Annotated in this window: 15 protein-coding genes; 13 read left to right on the top strand and 2 right to left on the bottom strand. The window is 51.8% G+C overall.

What is annotated here, in order from left to right:
* Positions 1–235: 235 nt before the first annotated feature.
* From KHS78_RS13080 to KHS78_RS13070, 3 genes are all read left to right on the top strand, one after another.
* On the top strand, positions 236–1354 hold the full coding sequence (locus tag KHS78_RS13080; RefSeq protein ID WP_211828920.1) for a glycerol dehydrogenase: 1119 nt from the start codon (positions 236–238) through the stop codon (positions 1352–1354).
* Between the two features lie 163 nt (positions 1355–1517).
* Positions 1518–1706, top strand: a complete 189-nt coding sequence (locus tag KHS78_RS13075) for a hypothetical protein (RefSeq protein WP_211828919.1) — start codon at positions 1518–1520, stop codon at positions 1704–1706.
* Between the two features lie 280 nt (positions 1707–1986).
* A complete protein-coding gene (locus KHS78_RS13070; protein WP_211828918.1) occupies positions 1987–3027 on the top strand; it encodes an ankyrin repeat domain-containing protein in 1041 nt (346 codons plus the stop codon).
* Here the strand turns inward: KHS78_RS13070 and miaB are convergent.
* Positions 3004–4359, bottom strand: coding sequence for a tRNA (N6-isopentenyl adenosine(37)-C2)-methylthiotransferase MiaB (gene miaB, locus KHS78_RS13065; RefSeq protein WP_211828917.1), 1356 nt, complete (start codon positions 4357–4359; stop codon positions 3004–3006). The two genes, KHS78_RS13070 and miaB, sit on opposite strands and share 24 nt — an antisense overlap.
* 198 nt (positions 4360–4557) lie before the next feature.
* Here miaB and KHS78_RS13060 point away from each other — a divergent pair, with 198 nt between their 5' ends.
* The 4 genes from KHS78_RS13060 (at position 4558) to KHS78_RS13045 (ending at position 11868) form a co-directional block, all read left to right on the top strand.
* Positions 4558–6657, top strand: coding sequence for an EDR2 domain-containing protein (locus KHS78_RS13060; protein ID WP_211828916.1), 2100 nt, complete (start codon positions 4558–4560; stop codon positions 6655–6657).
* A gap of 299 nt (positions 6658–6956) precedes the next feature.
* Positions 6957–8561 (top strand): FAD-binding oxidoreductase, encoded by a 1605-nt coding sequence (locus tag KHS78_RS13055; RefSeq protein ID WP_211828915.1) that lies wholly within the window; start codon positions 6957–6959, stop codon positions 8559–8561.
* Positions 8562–8617: 56 nt separating this feature from the next.
* Positions 8618–10231: a glycerol-3-phosphate dehydrogenase/oxidase gene (locus tag KHS78_RS13050; RefSeq protein WP_211828914.1), complete on the top strand. Its 1614-nt coding sequence runs from the start codon at positions 8618–8620 to the stop codon at positions 10229–10231.
* Positions 10232–10314: 83 nt separating this feature from the next.
* Positions 10315–11868, top strand: coding sequence for an FGGY-family carbohydrate kinase (locus KHS78_RS13045; RefSeq protein WP_211828913.1), 1554 nt, complete (start codon positions 10315–10317; stop codon positions 11866–11868).
* Between the two features lie 20 nt (positions 11869–11888).
* Here KHS78_RS13045 and rarD read toward each other — a convergent pair whose 3' ends face one another.
* Positions 11889–12782: an EamA family transporter RarD gene (rarD, locus tag KHS78_RS13040; protein ID WP_211828912.1), complete on the bottom strand. Its 894-nt coding sequence runs from the start codon at positions 12780–12782 to the stop codon at positions 11889–11891.
* A gap of 107 nt (positions 12783–12889) precedes the next feature.
* Here rarD and KHS78_RS13035 point away from each other — a divergent pair, with 107 nt between their 5' ends.
* The 6 genes from KHS78_RS13035 (at position 12890) to KHS78_RS13010 (ending at position 22520) form a co-directional block, all read left to right on the top strand.
* On the top strand, positions 12890–13081 hold the full coding sequence (locus tag KHS78_RS13035) for a hypothetical protein (protein WP_211828911.1): 192 nt from the start codon (positions 12890–12892) through the stop codon (positions 13079–13081).
* A gap of 26 nt (positions 13082–13107) precedes the next feature.
* Entirely contained in the window at positions 13108–15240 is a 2133-nt protein-coding gene (locus KHS78_RS13030) for a hemopexin repeat-containing protein (RefSeq protein ID WP_211828910.1), read from the top strand.
* 305 nt (positions 15241–15545) lie between these two features.
* Positions 15546–16181 carry a hypothetical protein gene (locus tag KHS78_RS13025; RefSeq protein WP_211828909.1) on the top strand — a complete coding sequence of 212 codons (636 nt, stop codon included), beginning with the start codon at positions 15546–15548 and terminating at the stop codon, positions 16179–16181.
* Positions 16182–16344: 163 nt separating this feature from the next.
* The gene (locus tag KHS78_RS13020) at positions 16345–18273 is read left to right on the top strand and encodes a bifunctional 2',3'-cyclic-nucleotide 2'-phosphodiesterase/3'-nucleotidase (RefSeq protein WP_211828908.1); all 1929 of its coding nucleotides are present in this window, start codon (positions 16345–16347) and stop codon (positions 18271–18273) included.
* Positions 18274–18366: 93 nt separating this feature from the next.
* Positions 18367–19458, top strand: coding sequence for an efflux RND transporter periplasmic adaptor subunit (locus KHS78_RS13015; RefSeq protein WP_211828907.1), 1092 nt, complete (start codon positions 18367–18369; stop codon positions 19456–19458).
* Entirely contained in the window at positions 19458–22520 is a 3063-nt protein-coding gene (locus tag KHS78_RS13010; protein WP_211828906.1) for an efflux RND transporter permease subunit, read from the top strand. Before KHS78_RS13015 ends, KHS78_RS13010 begins: the two co-directional genes overlap by 1 nt.
* Positions 22521–23092: the final 572 nt, after the last annotated feature.

Raw genomic sequence — 23092 nt, 5'->3', positions numbered from 1 at the left:
AGTGAATGTCGATCTGTGGTTGAAAGTGATGAACCTTAATATTTCCGAAGGCTGATCATAGTCCAGTAGCATAAAACGATGGTATTTACGGTGACCGTCTTCCCCTGTAAATCTTCTAGGGATACACCCAGGCGGAACACTAAGCAGCAGTGACGATAGAGTCTGCTTTAATGGCTGTGATGCGAACCATGCTTTGTTATATCACAACATTAACTGCACCTATCGGTGAATCCTGATGAAACGAGTGATCATTGCGCCTGCTAAATATGTGCAGGGTGAAGGTGTTTTGTCCTTTCTGGGTGAACACGTCAATGTTCTGGGGCAGCGGCCAGTGGCGATAGCCAGTCCATCGGTCATGAAGAAGGTCGAAAACACCGTTGTGGAAAGCCTGCGTGAGTATCCGCAGGGAATTCGATTGGAGCAGTTCAACCGCGAGTGTTGCCGGTCAGAAATTGAGCGATTGCAGACAATCTGCGAGGCCTCGGGAGCCGATGTTCTGATTGGTATTGGCGGTGGCAAGGCGATTGATACCGCCAAGGCCATTGCCTATTACTGCCGGATTCCCGTTGTGGTTGTGCCGACGATCGCCTCAACCGATGCACCCACCAGTGCGGTCTCGGTCCTCTATACCGAGGAAGGTGTTTTCAGCGAATACCTGTTTTTTCCCCGTAACCCGGATCTGGTGCTGGTTGATACCCGCATTATTGCCAATGCACCAGAGCGGCTGCTGGTGGCCGGTATGGGGGATGCCTTAGCGACATTCTTTGAAGCACGGGCCTGTTACCGGGCGGGGCGTACTACCAACGCGGGAGGTGCGACCAGTCAGTCAGCCTATGCATTGGCGGAATTGTGTTATCAAACACTACTGGCGGATGGCCTGAAGGCGCGTCTGGCTGTGACTGACAATACTGTTTCCGCGGCAGTTGAAAATATTGTGGAAGCCAATACGTTTCTCAGTGGGGTGGGCTTTGAGTCCGGTGGACTGGCAGCTGCCCATGCGATCCATAACGGGCTGACCTGTCTGGATGCGTGTCATGCTCACTACCATGGTGAAAAAGTGGCGTTTGGCACCCTAGCACAACTGCTGCTTGAGAATGCACCGTTGGCTGAGATTCGGGAGGTGCTGGCTTTTTGCCAATCCGTTGGCTTGCCTGTCACGCTTGGGGATCTGGGGGTGGAGGATGTCTCGGCAGAGTCCCTTATGCCTGTGGCTGAAGCCACCTGTGCGAAGGGCGAGACCATTCACAATATGCCCTTTCCTGTTTCGGTGGATGCCGTTCTGTCCGCCATGTTGTCAGCCGACAGGCTGGGCCACTTATACAGGGAGCAGGGGGATGCTGGCTTGTGTCTCTGAGAATCGCCGCCTGCTTGATAAACTGGGCAGCCGGGCTGATCACACTATCAGGTTGTCTGATTCGCTGGGTTGATCGCATTCAGGTGTTGGCTTGCCATTGTGCTGCGATTGTATGTGCCTACTGGATTGGTTCGGTTGTCAGTCTGGCTTTCAGGCGAGCCCGATGCCCAGGTGGGTCATTCAAGATGCGCTGACTTCAAGGGCCAGTGAGATCATCATGAATACCGGTTTCAAGATGTTTCCGGATTCACCGGCCGCCCGAGGTAATAAAGAGGCTGATAAAGGGAAAAACGCCGCTATTTCCTCAGAGCAGGTGGCCTTTGCTGCGTTGTTACGGGGGATTTACTGGTAGTGAATCAATAGAGGGCTTAACACTCTGTGATTTTTGGCTCTGCACAAAGATTGTGTAGAGCCAAGTTCTTTGAGTGAATAATCAACAGCTACTCAGTTATCGAACTTTATTGATGCAGTTTTGTCTGTATTAGCTTTGCCGGTGATTTTAGAGTATGAGCGTCCGCTATGTGGTTAATTCAGCACTCTGTGATTCAGAGCACGTATCTGGTGTTAAACTCGTGGACTTGTGCTTCTTTAAGGGGAAAGCGGTTGTAAATCCGTCAGGAAAAATAAAGTATATGCTTGATGAGCAAGCAGTTGAGAAGCTGTCAAGTCAATCTGAAAAGCAATTGGTGAAAAGGAAGTGTCGTAACATAAATCTATCCTTACTCCAGTCAATACCATGCATTTATACTTCTGCAGTGTTTGAGTTTAAGTCAGAAAGTTATAGTGAATATATTGATGAGCTATTTTATCTTCTTGAGTTTGGTGCAGTTGCTGAATTTATTCTTAATAAGAATAAATTTAAGGGTAAGGATGTGCTGAACCCTTGGGGAGAGAGTTTTATGCATATTGCGGCGCGTCGAGGAGAGTGGTTGATAGTAAAGTACTTTGTTGAGGAGAGTGATTTATCGATTGTTAGCGAAGATTTTCATTATGATACACCTGTCTTTCATGTTGTTCGCCAGGATAGAAATGATTTGTTTATATTGATGTTGTTTTCTGGTTTGGATGTTGAATATAAAAATGGAATGAATGTTTCTTTACTGCATGTGGCTGCCGAATCGGGAGCTTCCCGTATAACCCATTACTTGTTGCGTAGGAATGTAGAGGTTAATTGTAAGGATGGAGAGGGTTTTACTGCTTTTCATAATGCATTAGGGCAGGATCAGATTAAGCTGATATACCAGCTGCTAAATTGCCAATGTCTACAGCTCGACTTGGTTGATAATGATCAAAATAACTATTTGCACCATGCTGTGAGGAATGACCATCAAGAGATTGCAGTTGCTCTTTTGCTACGTAGGCCAGTGTTGCTCAAAGGTAAGAATATCTATGGCAAAACGCCAAAGGATACAGCTGTTGATCTTGGCAATGAAGGCATCGTAAAACTGTTATCTGGTGCAGCGCCCTTGCAGCTGCTATGTATCATTAGACTGAGAAGTGTGGTGCTGGCTAACCCTGGTATTGCGAGCAGGTTACCCGCGCTGGTGAAGTCTCATTTCGCGTCTAAAAAAAAATCGCTTGCCAACGATTTTACCGAAAATATCCTTCTGGGAAGGGTAACCATTGTGTTAATGGTTACCCTGTCGTGTTTATGCGACGTGTGCTTCATCTAGCTCAGAAGAAACCAGCTCGCCCCGCAGGCTGTGCGGAAATGCTTCCAGGATCAGCGCATCGGCAAAGCGACCGATCAATCGTGGATCGGTGCACTGGAAGTTGACCACCCGGTTACACTCGGTTCGTCCCTGCAACTGTCCCGGATCTTTCTTGGAAAAGTCAGTGACCAGAATACGCTGGGTGGTGTCCACTAGGCGACGGCTGATCTGCATAGTTTGTTGATTGATGCGATCCTGAAGGATTTGCAGACGCTGCTTCTTCACTTCAGTCGGCACATCGTCAGGCATGTCAGACGCCGGCGTACCTGGTCGCTTGCTGTAGATGAAGCTGAACGAAGCATCGAAATTGACGTCAGCGATCAGGTTCATGGTGTCCTGGAAGTCGCGATCGGTTTCGCCGGGGAAACCGATAATAAAGTCGGACGACATACTCAGGTCTGGGCGAATTTTACGCAGCTTGCGAATCTTGGACTTGTATTCCAGCGCCATATGACCGCGCTTCATCAGGGCCAGGATGCGATCAGAGCCGCTTTGTACCGGTAGGTGCAGGTGGCTGACCAGCTCAGGCACATCCGCGTAAACCTGAATCAGGCTTTCTGAGAATTCTACAGGATGCGAGGTGGTGAAACGGATCCGGCCAATGCCGTTGATGGCGGCGACATAGGTGATCAGTTCAGCCAGATCGGCGACCGTGCCATCGTGCTTCTCGCCCCGATAGGCGTTGACGTTCTGCCCCAGCAGGTTGATTTCACGAACGCCCTGTTCGGCCAGGGAGACACATTCGGCAATCACGTCATCAAAGGGCCGGCTGACCTCATCGCCACGGGTATAAGGGACGATGCAGAAAGTGCAGTACTTGCTGCAGCCTTCCATGACGGAAACGAAAGCAGTCGGGCCGTTGACGCTGGGCTCAGGCAGACGGTCAAATTTCTCGATTTCCGGAAAGGTGACATCGACCACTGCCTTGCGGGTGGTTTTGCTGGCGTCAATCATTTCCGGCAGACGGTGCAAGGTCTGCGGCCCGAAGATCACGTCAACATACGGGGCACGACGACGGATGGCGTCCCCTTCCTGACTGGCGACACAGCCACCGACACCGATGACCAGTTTCGGGTTCTTCTCTTTCAGGTGTCTCCAGCGGCCGAGCTGGTGGAACAGTTTTTCCTGAGCCTTTTCCCGAACCGAGCAGGTGTTCACCAGCAGAACATCGGCGTCATCCGGGCTGTCGGTCAGCTCAAGCTCATGGGTTTCGCCGAGCAGGTCCGCCATGCGGGCGGAATCGTACTCGTTCATTTGGCAACCATGGGTTTTGATGTATAGCTTTTTACGCATCCGCTTGTGTTACCGTGTCGTCTCAGGCATTGGCAGGTGCATTTTTCGCTGACGAATCTGCCAAACGGCGAACGCCCTGCCTTTAAAAAAACCGCTTATTCTAGGCTTCGAAGCCTCTTTTCGCTAGATATAGAACACGCTGCCCGGTAAGTAAAAATCCAATGAGCGAAAAAGAGTAGCACGTATTTCTGTAATTATTTGATTTTATTAAATAAATTTATCTTTTCTGAATTCGGGCTTGAAGGGAGGGATGTTGGAACTTTTTCTTGGGTACAAGCATCAAATAATAAGGTATTTAAACCTTATTCCACTCAAGGGTTAATGGAGAAATATATGGCTCACCCAGTTGCCTTCGATAGCTTATGTGATGTTAGAGCCTCTCAATATGAAGCGCATGATGTTGATAATGGGAGCAAGGAAGGGTTTTTTTGTCACTATGTTATTACGCCGGTAAAGGATGCGGTCAGGTACATCGTTGATGGCATATGCACACTCTGCAGTAATATCAGGTCTTTCTTTATTAGTGTCTGTTCTCCTTGTTGTTGCGATTTACAGGGAGAAGATGACGTCTCATCGAAGTCGTCTGATGTGCGGGATCCCGTATGTCAGTACGGAACGGATACGGACCGGTATGAGGTGATGGGGGCTGATGGGCAATTCTCTGGAGCTGCTGGAAAGCCTGAGGTTCCGCGTTTTACGTCTCATGATGCCAGTCAGTCTAGGATTCGATCTCAATCGGATCCTGGGGATGACAGGAAGGAAGAAAGTACTATGGTGCCTGCATTGGGAGAGGAGGTATCAGGCAAGGATATCTCTCCGATTGAGGAGGATGAAGCGGTTCTTATGCCTTTGAGCACGCAGCAGGCTACATCGTCAAGTAAGAGTTCAGTAACACAAGCAGTAAGGGCTGACAGTAGGGATAAAGATAAATCCTCAAGTAGTGAATCGTTTGTGAGCGTAGAATCCCGTTTCGGTTCAGATAAGGAGCTTGATTCTTCGGTACCCCATACTAGGAAGGAAAGCTCTCAGTCTGATGATGATCATTGGCTGGATTCTGAAGGGTTTATTGCGGCTCTGCCAAGCGCAAGCAATGTTGACTCTGAAATTAGCAGCGGGGGGGAAGGGCAACGATTTCTTGCAGAATCCACTATCTCTGAAGGGACTTTAGCTTCTGAAGAACTGACTCAGTCTGAGGGGGCAGTAGCAGCTCCTTTGATAGTAATAGATGATGAGGATATATCTTCGCCACTACAAAGGTCTCAGCCAGCAGCGTCTTCGATGAGTAAAGAATATGGGTGGCAGAGTGTATTTATTCAAGACAGGTATCAACAGCCAGCGTATGACAATATACGAAAATTTTTAATAGCTAATCCAGAGCTTGCGCGTGGAGGAAACTATCAGGAATCATGCTATGACTTGGATTTTTCTAAGGAAGATGAGGCGGTAAAAACTAAACTGAAAACTAGACCTGAAGATTATATAGCAAAGGGTAATGTGGAAAAGGTCGATGCAGAAATATCCATCATGCCGTTAGTAGGGGTTGAGCTTTTTAGAAATAAGCTAGGTGGAAAGAGAGGAAACTTGCTCAATCCATTGGCAGCATTAAAATGGTATGGAGAAACTGTGAAAGTGACTTCTTGCAAAAATAGCTATTCTTGTCGGTGGTTGAGTATGGAAAATCCACCTTTTCTTTTTGTTGTTCATATACTATTGCCAAATATGTCTCTCATATTTAATTTTGCAAAGCCTCAATTGTATCCGGTTGAGGGAGGGTGTCAGAAATTAATGGATGACTTGTTTTACGGGTCAGGTACAACCTTTGATTTGGCCGTTAGAGAGTTTAAAATAATACCGCAGGTTGTTGAATGTGGTATACCTCCTATTAAAGTGCCAATGTTGGGGGAAATTAATTTTAAGAGTTTTATGGATAAAGCCGCAATTGTATCAAATAATTTTAGCTACCTTCCTCTTACAGATAAAGAAAGAGTTGGAGTTGAAAAACGCTATCTTGAAATTTGTATGGATATGAGAGCTAGCCGTATTGTTAGCTATGGGTTTGATAGAATAAAACGTCATGCAAATAGTTTGCACCTTAATTTAGCGTTTGCTGTTCAGCCTTTAGATAAAAAAGAACAAGAGAGACGAAAGGTTGAGAAGCAATTGCCAGAAATATTGGCTGCAGGTGCTGAAATTGAAAAGCCTATGCTTGGTGCAGAATCTGATTTAGATGAATTAGACGTGTCAGATTCAACAGTTTTCGAAATAAAATGGCCAAATGTTCACGTGCATAATGCTTGAATGAGTTAGTGCTCTGGAAAGGTTTCCTTTTAATACTGGCGAAAAATAATACTAAAGAATCGGTACTATGCAGTATTTTACCAGTTGTTTATAACTCTTAAAGCAGTGTGGTAGCCGATATTGACTGGTAGATGTTAATTAAGTAATAGTGACAACCCCTGCGATTATTTTCACAATGCTTGTTCTTGGTATGACCCTTTCACGGATAATGCCAGTAGGAGTACACTCTCCACTACTTACCGGGGAAGCCGGTTCGATAACAACCAGAACATCAGCGCAGCCAGGGGAATAATAAGACCATGCGTTACTGGAACAGCTGGGGCACAGACACCACCGAAAAACCCACCATTACTGAAGGCGCTCGCCAGTTTGTCAGAGAAAATCTGGGAGAAGGCCGGATCCTGCCGCAGGCGACCCTGGACGAGGTGTGTGCCAAGGTGCCGGCATCACGCCTGCCTGATCATGAACTGATCTGTAAGGATGTTGAGCACCGTGTCCGCCATGCCCGTGGGCAGTCTTTACCGGACTGGGTAGCCATGAAAAGCGGGGTGTTTGATCGTTTCCCGGATGGTGTCGCTTATCCTGAAACCCCCGAACAAATCCGAGAGCTAATGGATCTGGCCCGTGAGCAGGATTTTGTCATCATCCCTTATGGTGGCGGCACCAGTGTTGCCGGGCATATCAATCCTCCGGCGCTGGATAAACCGGTGTTGACGTTAAGTCTTGAGCATATGAACCGCCTGATCAGTCTGGATACTGAAAGCCAGATTGCCACGTTTGGTCCCGGTACGCCCGGCCCCATGGTGGAAGCACAGCTGGCCCGCAGTGGTTACACGCTGGGGCATTTCCCGCAATCCTTTGAACTGTCTACGATCGGTGGTTGGGTCGCCAGTCGCTCCAGCGGCCAGCAGTCACTGCGTTATGGCCGTATCGAACAGCTGTTTGCCGGCGGTCGTCTGGAAACCTTTGATGGCACGTTGGAAATCCCTACCATGCCAGCTTCCTCAGCAGGCCCTGATATTCGCGAAATGGTGATGGGTTCGGAAGGGCGTATGGGGGTACTGTCTGAAGTGAAGGTGCGGGTAAGCCCAGCGCCTGAAAAAGAAAAATTCTTTGTCGTTTATTTCCCTAACTGGCGAGATGGCTTCAACTGTACAAAGACAGCCGTTCAGTCGCGGATTCCGCTTTCGATGCTCCGGTTGTCCAATGCCACGGAAACCTTTACCCAGCTGAAGCTGGCGGGACATGAAGACCTCATTGCCATGCTCGAAAAATACCTGCGCTTCAGGAATGTTGATGAAGGCAAGTGCATGCTGACGTTTGGTATTACAGGCACCCGTGACCAATACCGTGCAGCACATCAGCAGATACGGCGACTGGTGCGTCACTATAACGGTGTTGGCATGACCATTGGCGACCGTATTGGTCGTATTTGGGAAAAAGGTCGTTTCCGCTTTCCGTATTTGCGTGAAAACCTGTGGCAGGAAGGCTATGCCGTCGACACACTGGAAACGTCTGTGGACTGGAGTCGTGTGGACAACACCCTGAACGCCATGGAGGATGCACTGCGTGGTGCGCTGGCGGATCAGGGAGAGAACGTGCATGTTTTTACCCATCTGTCGCATTTTTATGCACAGGGTTCCAGCATTTACACCACTTACCTGTTCCGCTGTGGCGAAACCTACGAAGAAACGGTGGCGAACTGGCGGAACTTGAAAAGTGCAGCCTCCCAGGCGGTCGTTGCCCATGGCGGTACCATTAGTCATCAGCACGGTGTGGGGCGAGATCATGCACCTTATCTTTCCGCTGAAAAGGGCGAGTTGGGAATGGCAGCGATCAATACCCTGTGTCAACGCTTTGATCCGGAAGGCCGCCTGAATCCGGGGGCGCTGTTGGAAGCCTGATCGATCATTGCCGAATGATCGGATAACCAAGAAGTCTGACAAAAGAGGCAGGCCACATGAGTGAAGCGAACCGGGGACCGCTGGGGGGATCGCGGGGCGAGATACTGGCTGCACTGCGGGCAGCCGATGAATGGGACCTGATTGTGGTGGGCGGAGGTATTACCGGCGCCGGAATTTTGCGAGAAGCGGCCCGCTGCGGTCTGCGTTGTCTGCTGCTGGAACAGAAGGATTTTGCCTGGGGGACGTCGAGCCGTTCCTCCAAGATGGTGCATGGTGGCCTGCGCTACATTGCCCAGGGTCAGCTGAAACTGACCCATGATTCGGTGCGTGAGCGTGAAAGGCTGTTGGATGAAGCACCGGGGCTGGTGGAGCGCAGTAAATTCACCATGACCCATTACAAGGGTGGATTTCCCGGGCCGCTGGCATTTTCAGCGGTGATGAACGTCTACGGTGCGCTGGCCGGAAAACGCAGCCATCGCTTTTATTCTGCGGACAAACTGAGTACTCAGATTACGCCAGGTATTCGTGAAGAGGGGCTCAAAGGCGGAACCTGCTTTCATGATGCCATTGTCGATGATGCCCGGCTGGTGCTTCGCGTTCTGTATGAAGCCCTGAACAACACCAGTGCCGAGGCCCTGAACTATTGTCGTGTTGATTCTCTTCTTAAACAGGATGGTCACGTTTCCGGCGTCAATGCCGTGGATGAGCTGACCGGTGAAACGGTTGCCCTGAAAGCGAGGGTGGTGGTCAATGCGACAGGCGTCTGGACCGATACACTGCGTAAAGAGGTGGGGCAGTCCGCTGTCGTGCGTCCATTGCGCGGTAGTCATCTGGTGGTGCCAGCTTGGCGTCTGCCGGTGGCCCAGGTCTGTTGTTTCATGCATCCTGTGGACAAACGACCCGTGTTTATTTTCCCATGGGAAGGTCACACAGTGATCGGCACCACGGATCTGGATTACCCGGAATCACTGGATGAGGAACCGGGAATCAGTGAGGAAGAAATCACTTACCTGCTGGAAGCGACTAACCATCAGTTTCCCGGCGCGGTGATTGCCAGGGAAGATGTGATTTCCACCTGGACAGGCGTTCGCCCGGTGATCAGCAGTGGCAAGGATGTGGATCCTTCGAAAGAAAAGCGTGAGCATGCCATCTGGGATGATCAGGGGTTGATTACTGTCTGTGGCGGCAAGCTGACGACATTCCGCCTTATTGCGCTCGAAGTCATGGTCAGTATTCGCCGCTATATCTCCGGGGCTGATGGTTTCAGTCCACAGGCACCCATTTTCTCCTCATCAGCTGCCACACAAACGGTTTCCAGGCTTAAGCGTGATTCTGAAAACATTCTTCGTCGTCTGGAGGGACGTTTTGGTTTTGCGATGGAGCATGTGGTTGCAGACATAAAAGATACGGAATGGACACCCGTTGCCAATACCGACTGTTTATGGGGGGAACTGCGTTGGGCCGTCCGGCATGAACAGGTGGTTCATCTGGATGATTTGCTGTTACGCCGGACACGCATCGGTAACCTGCTTGAAAACGGCGGCCAGGGAGAACTGCGACGTATCCGTGCCATCATGCAGGAAGAAGCAGGTTGGGACGCCGAGCGATGGATTCAGGAGGTGGGGCGTTACCAGGCGCTGTGGCGCAAAGCGTACTCCATTGCTTCATAAAGCCTTGCGGTTTTGTCGTTGATAGCACGAAAAAAGAATAACAGAGCAGGTCGCGATTGCAGAGCTGCCGCAGGAGTAACCGGATGTCGCAGGAAAAGTACTTGCTGGCTATCGATAACGGTACCCAGAGTGTACGCGCCTTGTTGTTTGACCTGCAGGGGGAACTGGTAGGCAAATCGCGGGTTGAACTGAATCCTTATTTTTCACCGAATCCCGGCTGGGCGGAGCAGGAGCCGGATTATTACTGGCAGGCTGTCGGCCGTGCCTGCCGGGAGCTCTGGCGGGAGGCCGAGATTCCGGCGAGTGCGGTCAGTGGGGTGTCGGTGACGACACAGCGGGGTACTGTCGTTTGTGTCGATAAGCAGGGAAAAGCCTTGCGTCCGGCCATTCTCTGGCTGGATCAGCGACGAGCGGACACCGACGAGGCGATTGGCGGTGGCTGGGACCTGATTGCCGCCGTGACCGGCCTCAGGGAAACACTGGATTATTTCCGCAGCAAATGTCAGGCGCGCTGGCTGGCGCAGAATCAGTCCGACCTCTGGAACAATACCCATAAATTTCTTCTGCTGTCTGGTTGGCATACCTGGAAACTGACGGGGGAATTCAAGGATTCTACCGGGTGTCAGGTGGGCTACATTCCGTTTGACTACAAACGTCAGCAGTGGGCCAAGTCATTGGACTGGAAATGGCGTTGTACAGGGATTCGTCGAGAGCAGTTGCCGGAACTGGTGAAACCGGGTGAGTTGCTGGGACATGTAACGAAAGCGGCCTCGGAATTCACGGGTATCCCTGAAGGTCTGCCCGTTATTGCGGCAGCGGCGGACAAAGCCTGTGAGGTGATTGGCTCCGGTTGTGCGGATGCCGGTACGGGGTGTCTCAGCTATGGGACGACGGCGACCATTAATACCGTCAACTACAAATACGTTGAGCCGCAGTTTCTGATTCCTCCGTTTGCTGCCGCCATACCTGATGCTTACAACGCCGAATTCATGGTGTATCGCGGTTACTGGATGGTGAGCTGGTTCAAGCAGCAGTTCGGCCACCCTGAGCTGGAGCAGGCCGAACAGCGCGGTGTCGTGCCAGAGGAATTATTTGAAGGGCTGCTGGACGAGGCGCCGCCGGGGGCGATGGGCTTGATGTTGCAGCCTTACTGGTCACCTGGTCTCAAGAACCTGGAGGCCAAGGGCAGTATTATTGGTTTTGGTGATGTGCATACCCGTGCCCATGTGTATCGAGCGATCGTCGAGGGGCTGGCCTACGCGCTTCGTGAGGGGCGGGATATCCTGGAGAAACGCAGTGGTCATCCTATTGGCCGGCTGGTGGTTTCCGGTGGAGGATCGCAAAGTGATGGCGCTATGCAGCTGACAGCCGATATTTTCGGGCTGCCAGTGGAGCGTCCTCACACGTATGAAACCTCCGGTCTTGGGGCTGCCATTAATACGGCTGTAGGACTCGGGCTCTATCCGGATTACCGCTCGGCGATCACGCATATGACGAGACCTTGTCGTGTGTTCCAGCCGGATCCTGCCAATACCCTGTTGTATGACCGGCTTTACAACGATGTGTATCTGAAAATGTATAAGCAGATGCAGCCGCTCTATCGCAAGATCCGCGAAATTACAGGGTACCCGGAGTGATGTGGGTACCCTGCTGATTGTCAGTAGACACTTCTTGGGCGGTAATGGTCATAGGCGCTCTGCAGGCAGCAGAGCAGCAGGCCTGTCCAGATAAATCCAAAGCTGACGGCTTTGACGCTGTCAAAGACTTCACCAAACAGGGCGATGGCCAGGAAGAACTGCAAGCTGGGTTCAATGTATTGAATCAGACCCACAACTGTCAGCGAGGTACGACGCACGGCCAGTGTGAACAGCCCCACAGGCAGCAAGGTGACAGGGGCTGAAAGAATATACAGCAGCTGAACATTGCTGCTGGCATCAAAGAACACACTGCTGCCGTCGTAAAGGCGCCAGAACAGATAACCAAGGGCAAACGGAGTCAAAAGCATGGCTTCCACAAGAAGTGACGTCACCGAATCAAACGCAATGTACTTCTTGATCATGCCGTAGAAGCCAAACGCAACGCCCATACCCAGCGACAGCCACGGCAGCTCGCCGTAATGCCAGACCTGCCAGCCAACACCCAGGATACCCAACACAACAGCGGCCGCCTGGGCACGGTTCAGGCGTTCATTTAAAAACAGGACGCCCAGCGCGATGGAGAACAGTGGATTAATAAAAAATCCCAGGCTGGCAGCGAGTACCTGGTCATGGGTCATAGCGTAGATAAAACAGTACCAGGACAGGCACATGAACAGGCCAGCCAGCAGGCAGAGCAGCAGTGAGCGGCGATCCGCCAGTACCGTGCGCCAGTTAATATGGCGTCCAATGATCAACATCACCAGTAGCAACGTTGGTACGGACCATATCAGTCGCTGGGCCAGCATTTCATAAACATCGGCACCCGGAACAAGGCGGTAGTACAGCGGTGTCAGCCCCCACAGTACAAAAGCGGATGCGGCCAATAATGGGCCTGCCAAAGTGGATTGCTTCATGGTTATGATTCGAGTCGTTGTCGTACAGGCCGACTTGTTGTGAGAGCGGCCTGTGCGTTTGGAAACATGGCATCCCTGAAAGCGTCAATGCGTCTTCAGCTGTTTTGATGGTTATTCAGGGTGATACCGATGCAGTGTCTACCATGTCGCCTTTGGGGAGAATCAGTACTTGTAGCAGGGACTTCCAATACGCTATGTCACTGGATGGTTGTACGACGCTGGACATTCACAATAGCTTCATGGCACTGTCACAGCCTGCTCTCACACTGAAGTCTCGTCCGGACTTCAGTGCCGGATAAAAACAACAAAACTTCAGGGAGCCACAATGGACAATACCAACCTCCGGTTCAGGCGGTCACTGCCTGCGCTGACACTGACTTCACTCCTCGCTGCCAGTACGGTTGCACTACCGCTAGCCGGCTATGCCAGCAATGCCGATGCCGGTAGCGCCGTCACGGTTCAGAAAAAGAAAAAGGTTTTGCTGATCGGTATTGATGGCTTACGCCCTGATTCCCTGCAGCAGGCCAATACACCGAATCTGGATCGGCTGATCAACCAGGGATTCTTCAGCCCGATGCAGGCGGAAGACACAACCTGGAGTGCGCCCTGCTGGGCGACGGTCCTCTACGGTGTCTGGCGGGATCGCCATGGCATTACCAACAATTCGTTTACGGGGTCAAAGCTGGGCAATATTCCTGACTTGTTCAGCCATGTTGAACAGCAGAATCCCGCTCTCCATACCGCGCGGGTGACGTCTTGGGATGGTATTCATATGAGAATGCCGACCGGTGCGGATGAAGACCACTACTGGTATTACGGAAAGTATGAGGATGACACTACCGTCCCCAAGACCATCGAGCTACTGAATAATACGGATGTGGATGTTCTGTTTCAGTATTTCTCCATGGTTGATGCGAAGGGGCATGAGCATGGTTTCAGCATTGATGTCCCTGAATACCGCCATGCGATTGAAAAAGCAGACCGACAGCTGGGTGACATTATGAATGCCATGGAATCCCGGCCGGGTTATGCGAATGAAGACTGGCTGGTGGTTGCCGTGCCGGATCACGGTGGTACCGCCAATGGCCAGCATGGCGAGAATCGTCCGGACCATCGGAACAGCTGGTTCATTGCCAGTGGCGATGCGGTTTCACACCTGACCGACGGTATCCGTACCGATGCGGCACCGGTTGATGTGGTGCCCTCTATTCTGGATCACCTGGGACTGGCCTGGCAAAACCTGGGGCTGGATGGACGCTCTGTCCTGCGTGCCCAGGTCGCTCAGCCGGCGCAGATAGGTGCAGAATTAATCGTTAATGGCAATGCCGAGCATGATCGCGGTTACACCAAATATGGCTATGAAGGTTCTACCTCCGGCTGGCTGGAAGGTGGTGGTGCTGTGCCGATTCAATATGGCGCACCCGGTGGATTCCCTGGTGCTGGCAGCGTACCCAATGGAGGAAAGATCTTCTTTGCCGGCGGTACCAAACAGAAGTCTGCCATGACACAGCGTATTGATGTCGCACATCTGGATCTGTTGCAACCGACGACGTACAACCTCTCTGCCTGGCTGGGCGGTTATGCACAGGACGATGACAAGGCCTCCGTCACCGTTCGCTTTAATGATGATGCCGGTATGGCGGCGACCAAATGGGACAACGGAAAAGTCTATTTCTTCCGTGGCAACCAGTATTACCGTTTTGATCTAGGTAATGACAGTGTCGACAGCGGCTATCCCGCGGGTATTTCTGGCGGTTGGTCAGGGCTGGATCGATTCACCGGCGGTGCCAGTGATATCGATGCGGTGATCAACTGGGGTAATGGCAAAGCCTATTTCTTCAAGGATGATGAGTATATCCGTTATGACATTGACGCGGATCGTGCCGATGACGGTTATCCCATGAAGATCGCCGAGCAATGGCCGGAGCTGGCGAAGTTCCAGGGCGGCGCCCGGGATATTGATGCAGCAATCAACTGGAGCAATGGCAACGCCTATTTCTTCAAGGGTGCTGAATATATCCGCTACAACCTCAGCAGTGGCAAGGTGGATGTAGGGTATCCGATGCTGATATCGGATACGACCTGGCCGGGGCTGCAGGTCTGGCCGAGCCATATTGATGCAGCGTTCCGGAAAGACCTGTTCAAATCCTACCTGTTCAAGGAAGGCGAGTATGTCCGGTTTGACCATGCCCTCAACAAAGCGGATGCCGGCTATCCCAAGCGGATCAACAGCAGTAGCTGGTCTGGCTTGAGTGACTGGTATTTCGGTCAGCGCAGCGTGATGATCGGGCCTGTGACGGAATCAGATCGTGGCAGTGCGACGGGCTTTGTTTATCGTGACGCTTCAGGCCAGGTGCCAACGGCAACACAGACCATTGATGTGACCGTCCAGTTTGACGACAGCTGGGGGAGCAGTGATGGGTATGCGGATAATATCTCGTTGATTCTACAGCAATAATTCGATCGGGGACGGCGCTGTCTGTCCCCGTTTTTCCTGCTATTGGTTTTATTTTTCGCCATCCTATTTCTTCTTTTCACCTTTTTTCTGATAGGCATGAAGGCTTATGAATGTGTCTTCATCAGTCATACACATGATGGCGTGTTCAATAAGACAAATCGTTGGGGATGGGCAAAATGATAAATGCCTGTTGAATCCTGAGATTTTTTGCAGCGGACTTTGCTACGTGTTATTGAGTCGATGTAAATTAAATAATTCATGTGTCGATGAGAAAGGTATCGTTCAATTAAAAGGCTCACTCCGCTATGTTTTTGATTGCCTTATCAATTTTCTTTTTATGGCTGGCATGGCGTGGTATCAAAAAGCCCACAAACCGGGTCAAGGGGTATGACAGTTTTGATCTGGGCTACATTGCAGTCATGATTGGCTTGGCCGTTGCCGCAGGTTGGATTCCTTTCCAGGCATGGCGTTTTGAGCAATTTCTGTCAGAAAAAGCATCAATTTTGGCCGAGCGTCGCGCCGTGGTGCACTGTAATACGGCGTTTGATGCCATTTTTGACAATAGCGTATGGCTGGCAGGCCATGCCAATCCGATAACGGGTGAGATTGTGTTCATGTATGGCTGGTGTGCTCACTTCATGGAGTATCTGGAGCATCCCGAAAATATTACGCGTAAACAGCTGTTTAGCATGCATGTGTTTACCCATGAATCCATGCATGCCAGGGGGGAATCTAATGAACAGAAAACCGATTGTCAGGCAGTGCAGAGAAATTATCGGGCTGCGCAGCTTGTAGGCGTGCCGGAGCATCTCGCGAGGGAACATGCGGTCAGGTATTACAAGACTTTTTACCCGAAACATTCCTATTACTCAAACAAGTGTGGCCCGGGGAAAGCCTATGATGAGAAATTGTCGGATTCAACCTGGTTGCACCTCGACTAGCCGTTGAGTGCTGTGCCTTTCTTTGTCTTTCCTGAAGGCCGCAATCTGCTGTTTCACTCTTTAGCTGTGCCCCGTTCTGGTTGATGAGAAATCCCGTTGTTGCAAGTCATTGCTATAGTTTCCCGCAGCCTTCTCGACATATACCTTAATAGGGGCAAGCGTTATGCTGCGATCCCTGATTCTGCTGGTAACTGGATTATTGTTGATGACTGCACAGGCAGCCACCCTCCAGCTCCGCGTGCTGGAAACGACCGATCTTCATGTCAATATCATGGATTTCGATTACTACAAGGATCGTCCCACGGATCAATACGGGCTGGTGCGTGCCGCAACGCTGATCCGCCAGGCCCGTAATGAAGTGGCTAACAGTCTGCTGGTGGATAATGGGGATCTGCTGCAGGGATCGCCGATGGGGGATTATGCCGTCAGTCGGGCCATGGAGAGTGGTTGGGTCCATCCCGTCTACAAGGCCATGAACCGGCTGGGGTATGACGTTGCCAATCTCGGCAACCATGATTTCAACTATGGACTGGATTATCTCAGGAAGGCGCTTCAGGGGGCTGAGTTTCCATCGATTTCTGCCAATGTATTAGATGCTTCCACTGGCGATCATGCCTTTGCGCCTTACCTGATAAAACCTTATCGCTTTGCAGATACTGCCGGTAATCAGCAGTCACTCAAGGTGGGTTTTATTGGCTTCCTGCCTCCCCAGATCATGCGCTGGGACCGTGAGCACCTGGAAGGGGTGGTCACAGCTCACGATATTGTCGAGACAGCCACAAGGCTTGTGCCGAAAATGCGTGCGGAAGGCGCCGATATTGTCATTGCCCTCAGTCACAGCGGCTTCAATAGTGAACCCCATGAACCTATGGCAGAGCAGGCTGCTAACGGCCTGTCTCAGGTTCAGGGCCTTGATGCAATGGTGATGGGCCATGCGCATAAGGTGTTCCCGGGGCCTGTGTTTGAAAACGATGCGGGTGTAGACCTTGAGCATGGCACGATTCATGGCGTGCCAGCCGTGATGCCGGGCTTCTGGGGGAATCATATCGGAGTGATTGATCTGACACTGGAAAACCGCTCTGGGCGATGGCACGTTGTTGATAGCCATTCGGAAGCCCGTCCGCTGGCAGGGCCGGATCATAAACCACTGGTCGAAGCCGATTCTGAACTGGTGGCTGCGCTGGCTGAAGACCATGAAGGGACCCGGACCTTTGTGGGCCGTCCCATTGGCACCGCGTGTTCTGAAATTTACAGTTATCTGGCCCTTATCCAGGACGATCCCAGCATCCAGATTGTGAATGAGGCGCAGATGGCTTATGTGCGTCGGGTCTTCAAGGATGACGAGGCCTTGAAGGATTTACCCATACTGGCAGTATCAGCACCGTTCAAGGCTGGGGGGCAGCGTGATCCGGCCAACTACACGGAAGTGGAAAAAGGGGAGATGTCATTCCGTAATGCGGTGGATCTCTACCCGTTTCCCAATAGCCTGGTGGTCTTGAAAATCACCGGGGCAGCGCTGAAAGAGTGGCTGGAATGTGCGGCAGGGCAGTTTAACCAGATTGATCCTGCAAGCGGTGAGCCACAGATGCTGATTAATCATCGTTTTCCTAACCATAATTTTGATGTGATTGATGGGGTTGATTACCAGATAGATGTCACCCAACTCGCCCGTTATGATGAGCATTGCCGACTCATTAACCCGCAAGCGGAGCGCATTCAGTCGCTGGCTTGGCAGGGGATGGCTGTGGACCCGGAGCAGCAATTCCTCATCGCAGCGAATAATTACCGGGCTTACGGCGGCAAGTTCGCCGGTACCGGGGCGGAATCCGTCGTGTTTGCCTCACCGGAGGAAAATCGCGACATTCTGGCGGATTACATTGAGCGGCAAACCCGCGAACAGGGCGTTGTTCGCGTGATAGCAGACCACAATTGGCGGCTTGCTCCGATCATGAATCCGGCACTGGATCTTCGGTTTGAAACGTCACCATCGGCTAAGGGTTCCCGCTTTGTTGAAGCCCATGCCCGCCATGCGATGACCTTCCTGCATGAGAATGATGACGGCTTTGCTGTCTATCGTGTCGCCTTCCACTGACAAACCCGGTTGAGCGGGCCGGGTAACGCTGACGTCAACCGGTTGATCGTGTAAGCTTGCGCCACTACGTATTGACAGCAGGAATTTCGTCGCATGTGGGGCAAGCCGTTACTGGTCCTGGGTTTTACCGGGCTGATCATCGTGCTGTCCGGTTGCCAGAAGGAACCGGCGCATCAGGAAGCACTTATTCGTCCGGTCAAACTCTTTGAGGTGGCCAATAGCAGCAGCCAGCAACTGCGTCATTTCCCCGGTCATGTGACAGCCAGTGATGAAGCCGAGATTTCGTTCCGCATATCCGGCGAGCTGGTGGAATTGCCCCTGAATGAAGGTCAGCACGTCGATAAGGGTCAGCTGCTGGCGCGGCTGGATGACCGTGATGTCCGCAATGAAGTGGCGGACCGCCAGGCCAGCTATGAGCTGGCGCAGATTGACTTCCAGCGCAAGAAATCCCTACTCGAACGAAAAGTCATTTCCCAGGCCGATTACGACAAGGCCAGCGCCCAGCTGAAATCCAGCAAGGCCGCGCTGGATCTGGCCCGCGACAAGCTGGCCTATACCGTCCTGAAAGCGCCTTTCGCCGGTCGTGTGGCGCGTCTGGAGGTGGAAAACCACCAGTTCACCCAGGCCAAGCAGACCATTCTCCTGCTGCAGAGTGACAATACGGTGGATATCCACATCCAGGTGCCGGAGAGCATCGTGGTGAATGTAGATGCCAATACGGTGGAAGTGGGTTATAAGCCCCAGGCCAGCTTTGCCGCTGCACCGGGCCGCCAGTTCACGGTGCAATACAAGGAGCATGCCACCAAGGTGACGCCGGGCACCCAGACGTATGATGTCGTGTTCACGATGCCGGTACCGGATGACCTGACCCTGCTGCCCGGCATGACGACCACCGTTACCATCGACCTGGCCCGTATCACTCGCCAGCGATCACAGATCCCTTATGTGCTGATTCCCTCCCAGGCGGTTGTGAACAGTGACAGTGACGGCCGCACACTGGTTTGGCGTTATGACCCGGAAGCCAAACAGGTCAACGCAGTAGAAGTCACGGTGGGTCGTATCACGGAAGCGGGTATCCAGGTGTTGTCCGGCCTTCAAACCGGTGATCAGGTGGTGGTGGCGGGTGCCCGTCAGCTGACAGAAGGGATGACGGTCAAACCACTGCGCTGGGAGCGGGGACTGTAATGAATACTGCGGAGTACAGTATCCGGCATACCGTGATCAGCTGGATGTTTGTCGCCCTGTTACTGGTGGGCGGTTCCATGGCGTTTCTGGGCCTTGGTCAGCTGGAATTTCCCGAATTCACCATCAAGTCCGCCATGGTCATCACCCCTTACCCCGGGGCTTCACCGGAGCAGGTGGAAGAAGAGGTAACCCTGCCGCTGGAAGACGCGATCCAGCAGTTGGCGGCGGTTAAGTATGTGGAATCGGTTAACAATGCAGGCCTGTCGCAGATTTCCGTCGAAATCCGGGATCAATACGACAAACATGACCTGCCCCAAATATGGGATGAACTGCGACGTAAGGTGAATGACGCCCAAGCCAGCCTGCCACCCGGTGTGCAGCCGTCACAGGTGGAGGATGATTATGGGGATGTCTTCGGGATTCTCCTCAATATCACCGGTGAAGATTTCAGCTACCGCGAACTGGAGAATTATGCCGATTATCTGCGCCGTGAACTGGTACTGATTTCCGGTGTAAAGAAGGTGGTGCTGGATGGCACCCGTTCAGAACAGGTGGTTGTGGAAATTTCCCAGGCGCGATTGGCTGCGCTGAACCTGAGCCCGGACTATATCTTCGGACTGATCCAGAATCAGAATGTGGTCTCCAATGCTGGCCGCATGTTTGTGGACGGTGCTTCTGTGCGCATTCATCCCACCGGTGAATTTCATAATGTCGCGGAGATGGAGCGGCTGATTATCAGCCCGCCAGGGAGTGAAAAGCTGGTTTACCTGGGCGATATCGCCACGGTCAGCAAGGCATATACAGAAACACCCTCGGTCGTCTATCACAATGATGGTGACGATGCGATATCACTGGGGATTTCCTTTACCAGTGGTGTCAATGTAGTGAAGGTCGGCGAAGCGATTGATGCGAAATTGCAGGCGCTGGATGGGCAGCGTCCGATCGGCATGGAGATCACGACTGTCTATAACCAGCCGAAAGTCGTTTCGGAATCAGTGAATGGCTTCCTGATTAATCTGGCAGAATCCATTGCCATCGTGATTGTCGTGTTGCTGGTATTCATGGGATTGCGCTCGGGATTACTGATGGGCGCCGTGTTGCTCCTCACCATCCTGGGCACCTTTATCGTGATGCGGATTCTGGCCATTGATTTGCAGATGATCTCACTGGGCGCCCTGATTATTGCGCTGGGGATGCTGGTGGATAACGCCATCGTGGTGACCGAAGGCATACTCGTCGGGATCAAGCGTGGTCTCAGTCGCCTGGAGGCGGCAAAGCAGGTGGTCAGCCAGACGCAGTGGCCGCTGCTGGGTGCCACGGTGATTGCCATCATCGCCTTTGCGCCGATCGGTCTCTCCCAGGACAGTACCGGTGAATTCTGTAAATCACTGTTCCAGGTGTTGCTGATCTCCCTGTTCATCAGCTGGATTACAGCGATTACCCTGACGCCTTTTTTCTGCAACCTGTTGTTTAAAGATAACGAAAACACGGCAGGCAATGAGGGGGAGGAAGACCTCTATAAAGGTGCTGTGTTTACCCTCTATCGGCAGCTGCTCACCCTTGCCATGCGCCACCGTCCCATTACGTTGGCGCTGACTGGTTTTGCGCTGGTCGCGGCAGTGGCCGGAATGGGACTGGTGAAGAATGTGTTTTTCCCGCCCTCGAATACGCCCATGTTTTTTGTTGATTTCTGGATGCCGGAAGGCAGTGACATCCGGGCAACGGAAGCCGAGCTTTCTCGTCTGGAAGATGGGGTGCTGGAGCTGGATGGTGTCACGGCAGTGACGACCGTGATGGGACGAGGTGCTCAGCGTTTTGTTCTGCCCTACTCACCGGAGCAGATGTACGCCAGTTATGGTCAGGTGATTATCACGGCTCGGGATCTGGAAACCATTGATGACCTGTTTCCCCAGGTTGAATCCCTGCTAGCTGCAGACTTTTCCCAGGCAGAATACCGGGTGAAACGACTGGAGAACGGGCCGGCGCCAGCCGCCAAAATTGAAGCGCGCTTTTACGGTGAAGACCCGGTTGTGTTGCGCCAGTTGGGCAGTCAGGCCGTTGCAATTCTCAACAATGAGCCGGCGGCGGATGCCATTCGCCATACCTGGCGTAATCAGTCGCTGATCGTTCGCCCGATAGTGGATGACGCTCAGGCACGGCGCAGTGGTATATCCAAGCAGGCACTGGATGACGCGCTGTTGGTGAATTTCAGCGGTAAGCAGGTCGGCGTGTACCGGGAAGGCAGTCACCTCATGCCCATCATGGCGCGTGCGCCAGAACAGGAACGGCTGGACGCCGACAGCCTGACCGGTCTGCAGGTCTGGAGTAAAGAATATTCAACCTTTGTGCCTATTACCCAGGTGGTATCGCGGTTTGACAGCGAATGGGATAACCCGTTGATTGTCCGTCGTGACCGTAAGCGGATGCTGGCGGTGTTGGCAGAGCCTGCCGAATCCAGTGGTGAAACCGCCGATTCAGTCTTCCGACGAATTCGCGGTGAAATCGAGGCCATTCCCCTGCCGCCAGATTATAGCCTGGAGTGGGGCGGCGAACATGAAAGTGCAGGTGATGCCCAGACGGCGGTGTTTGGTTCACTCCCGCTGGGTTACTTGACCATGTTTCTGATCACGGTATTCCTGTTCAACTCTGTTCGCCAGCCGATCGCGATCTGGGTCACCGTGCCGCTGGCTCTGATTGGTGTGGTGTCTGGTTTACTGCTGCTGAATGCACCCTTCAGCTTCATGGCACTGCTGGGCTTGCTGAGCCTGTCGGGAATGCTGATTAAAAACGGTATTGTCCTTGTAGATCAGATCAACCTGGAACTCTCTCAAGGCAAGGAAGCGTATGAAGCTGTGTTCCACTCGGCGGTGAGTCGCGTCAGGCCAGTGTGCATGGCGGCGCTGACCACTATGCTGGGCATGCTGCCACTGCTCTTTGATGCGTTTTTCAAATCGATGGCAGTGACGATTATTTTCGGTCTGGGCTTCGCAACACTCCTGACATTGATCGTTTTACCTGTTGTCTACACGCTGCTGTTCCGGATCAGCTGGCGTCAGCTTTGAGGCTGTCAGTGAGGTCAGTTCTTAAAATTTCTTCAGAGATTTTAAGAACTGACAACAATTATTGGCTAAGTAAAGTATCGTAACTTTGATGAGGTCTTTTGAAGGCGAAAAGTTTATTTTCCTGTAATGTTTTTTGGTGGATCTCTATGTCTTTTCGGTTGTTGCTGGCAAAGTGACACGAATTGCATTTGTATTTTTTGTTGATATTGTAGCGTTCACAAAGTTTACAATGGCTGGCAAGCTCATCAAGTGTTTGGAATTTTTTTGAGGTTGTTTTCTCAGTTCCTTTTTTTATGTGGCACCCAGGACAGCAGAGTAAATGGGTTGTTGTATTATCGGTATTTTCTTGTTTATAAAAGGCAGCTATATTTTGAATATGTTGAGTTTCTCTCTCTCTGTTGCTATGAGGGTTTGCTCATCAGGAATGCATGAAGGTGCTACGTCACTAGAAGCCATCTCATAAATGATTAATTATGGTCGTCTATAATTCAGGCTCATTTGATCTTGAATTCTTATGTCTACAGATATTACCGATAGCCAATGGGAATATATTGAGCCATTTATTCCACCAC

It is taken from the genome of Kistimonas asteriae (genome assembly GCF_018263925.1).
Taxonomy (GTDB): domain Bacteria; phylum Pseudomonadota; class Gammaproteobacteria; order Pseudomonadales; family Endozoicomonadaceae; genus Kistimonas; species Kistimonas asteriae.
Note: the sequence above shows the minus strand (reverse complement) of the source record. Positions and strands in the feature narration are given on the sequence as shown.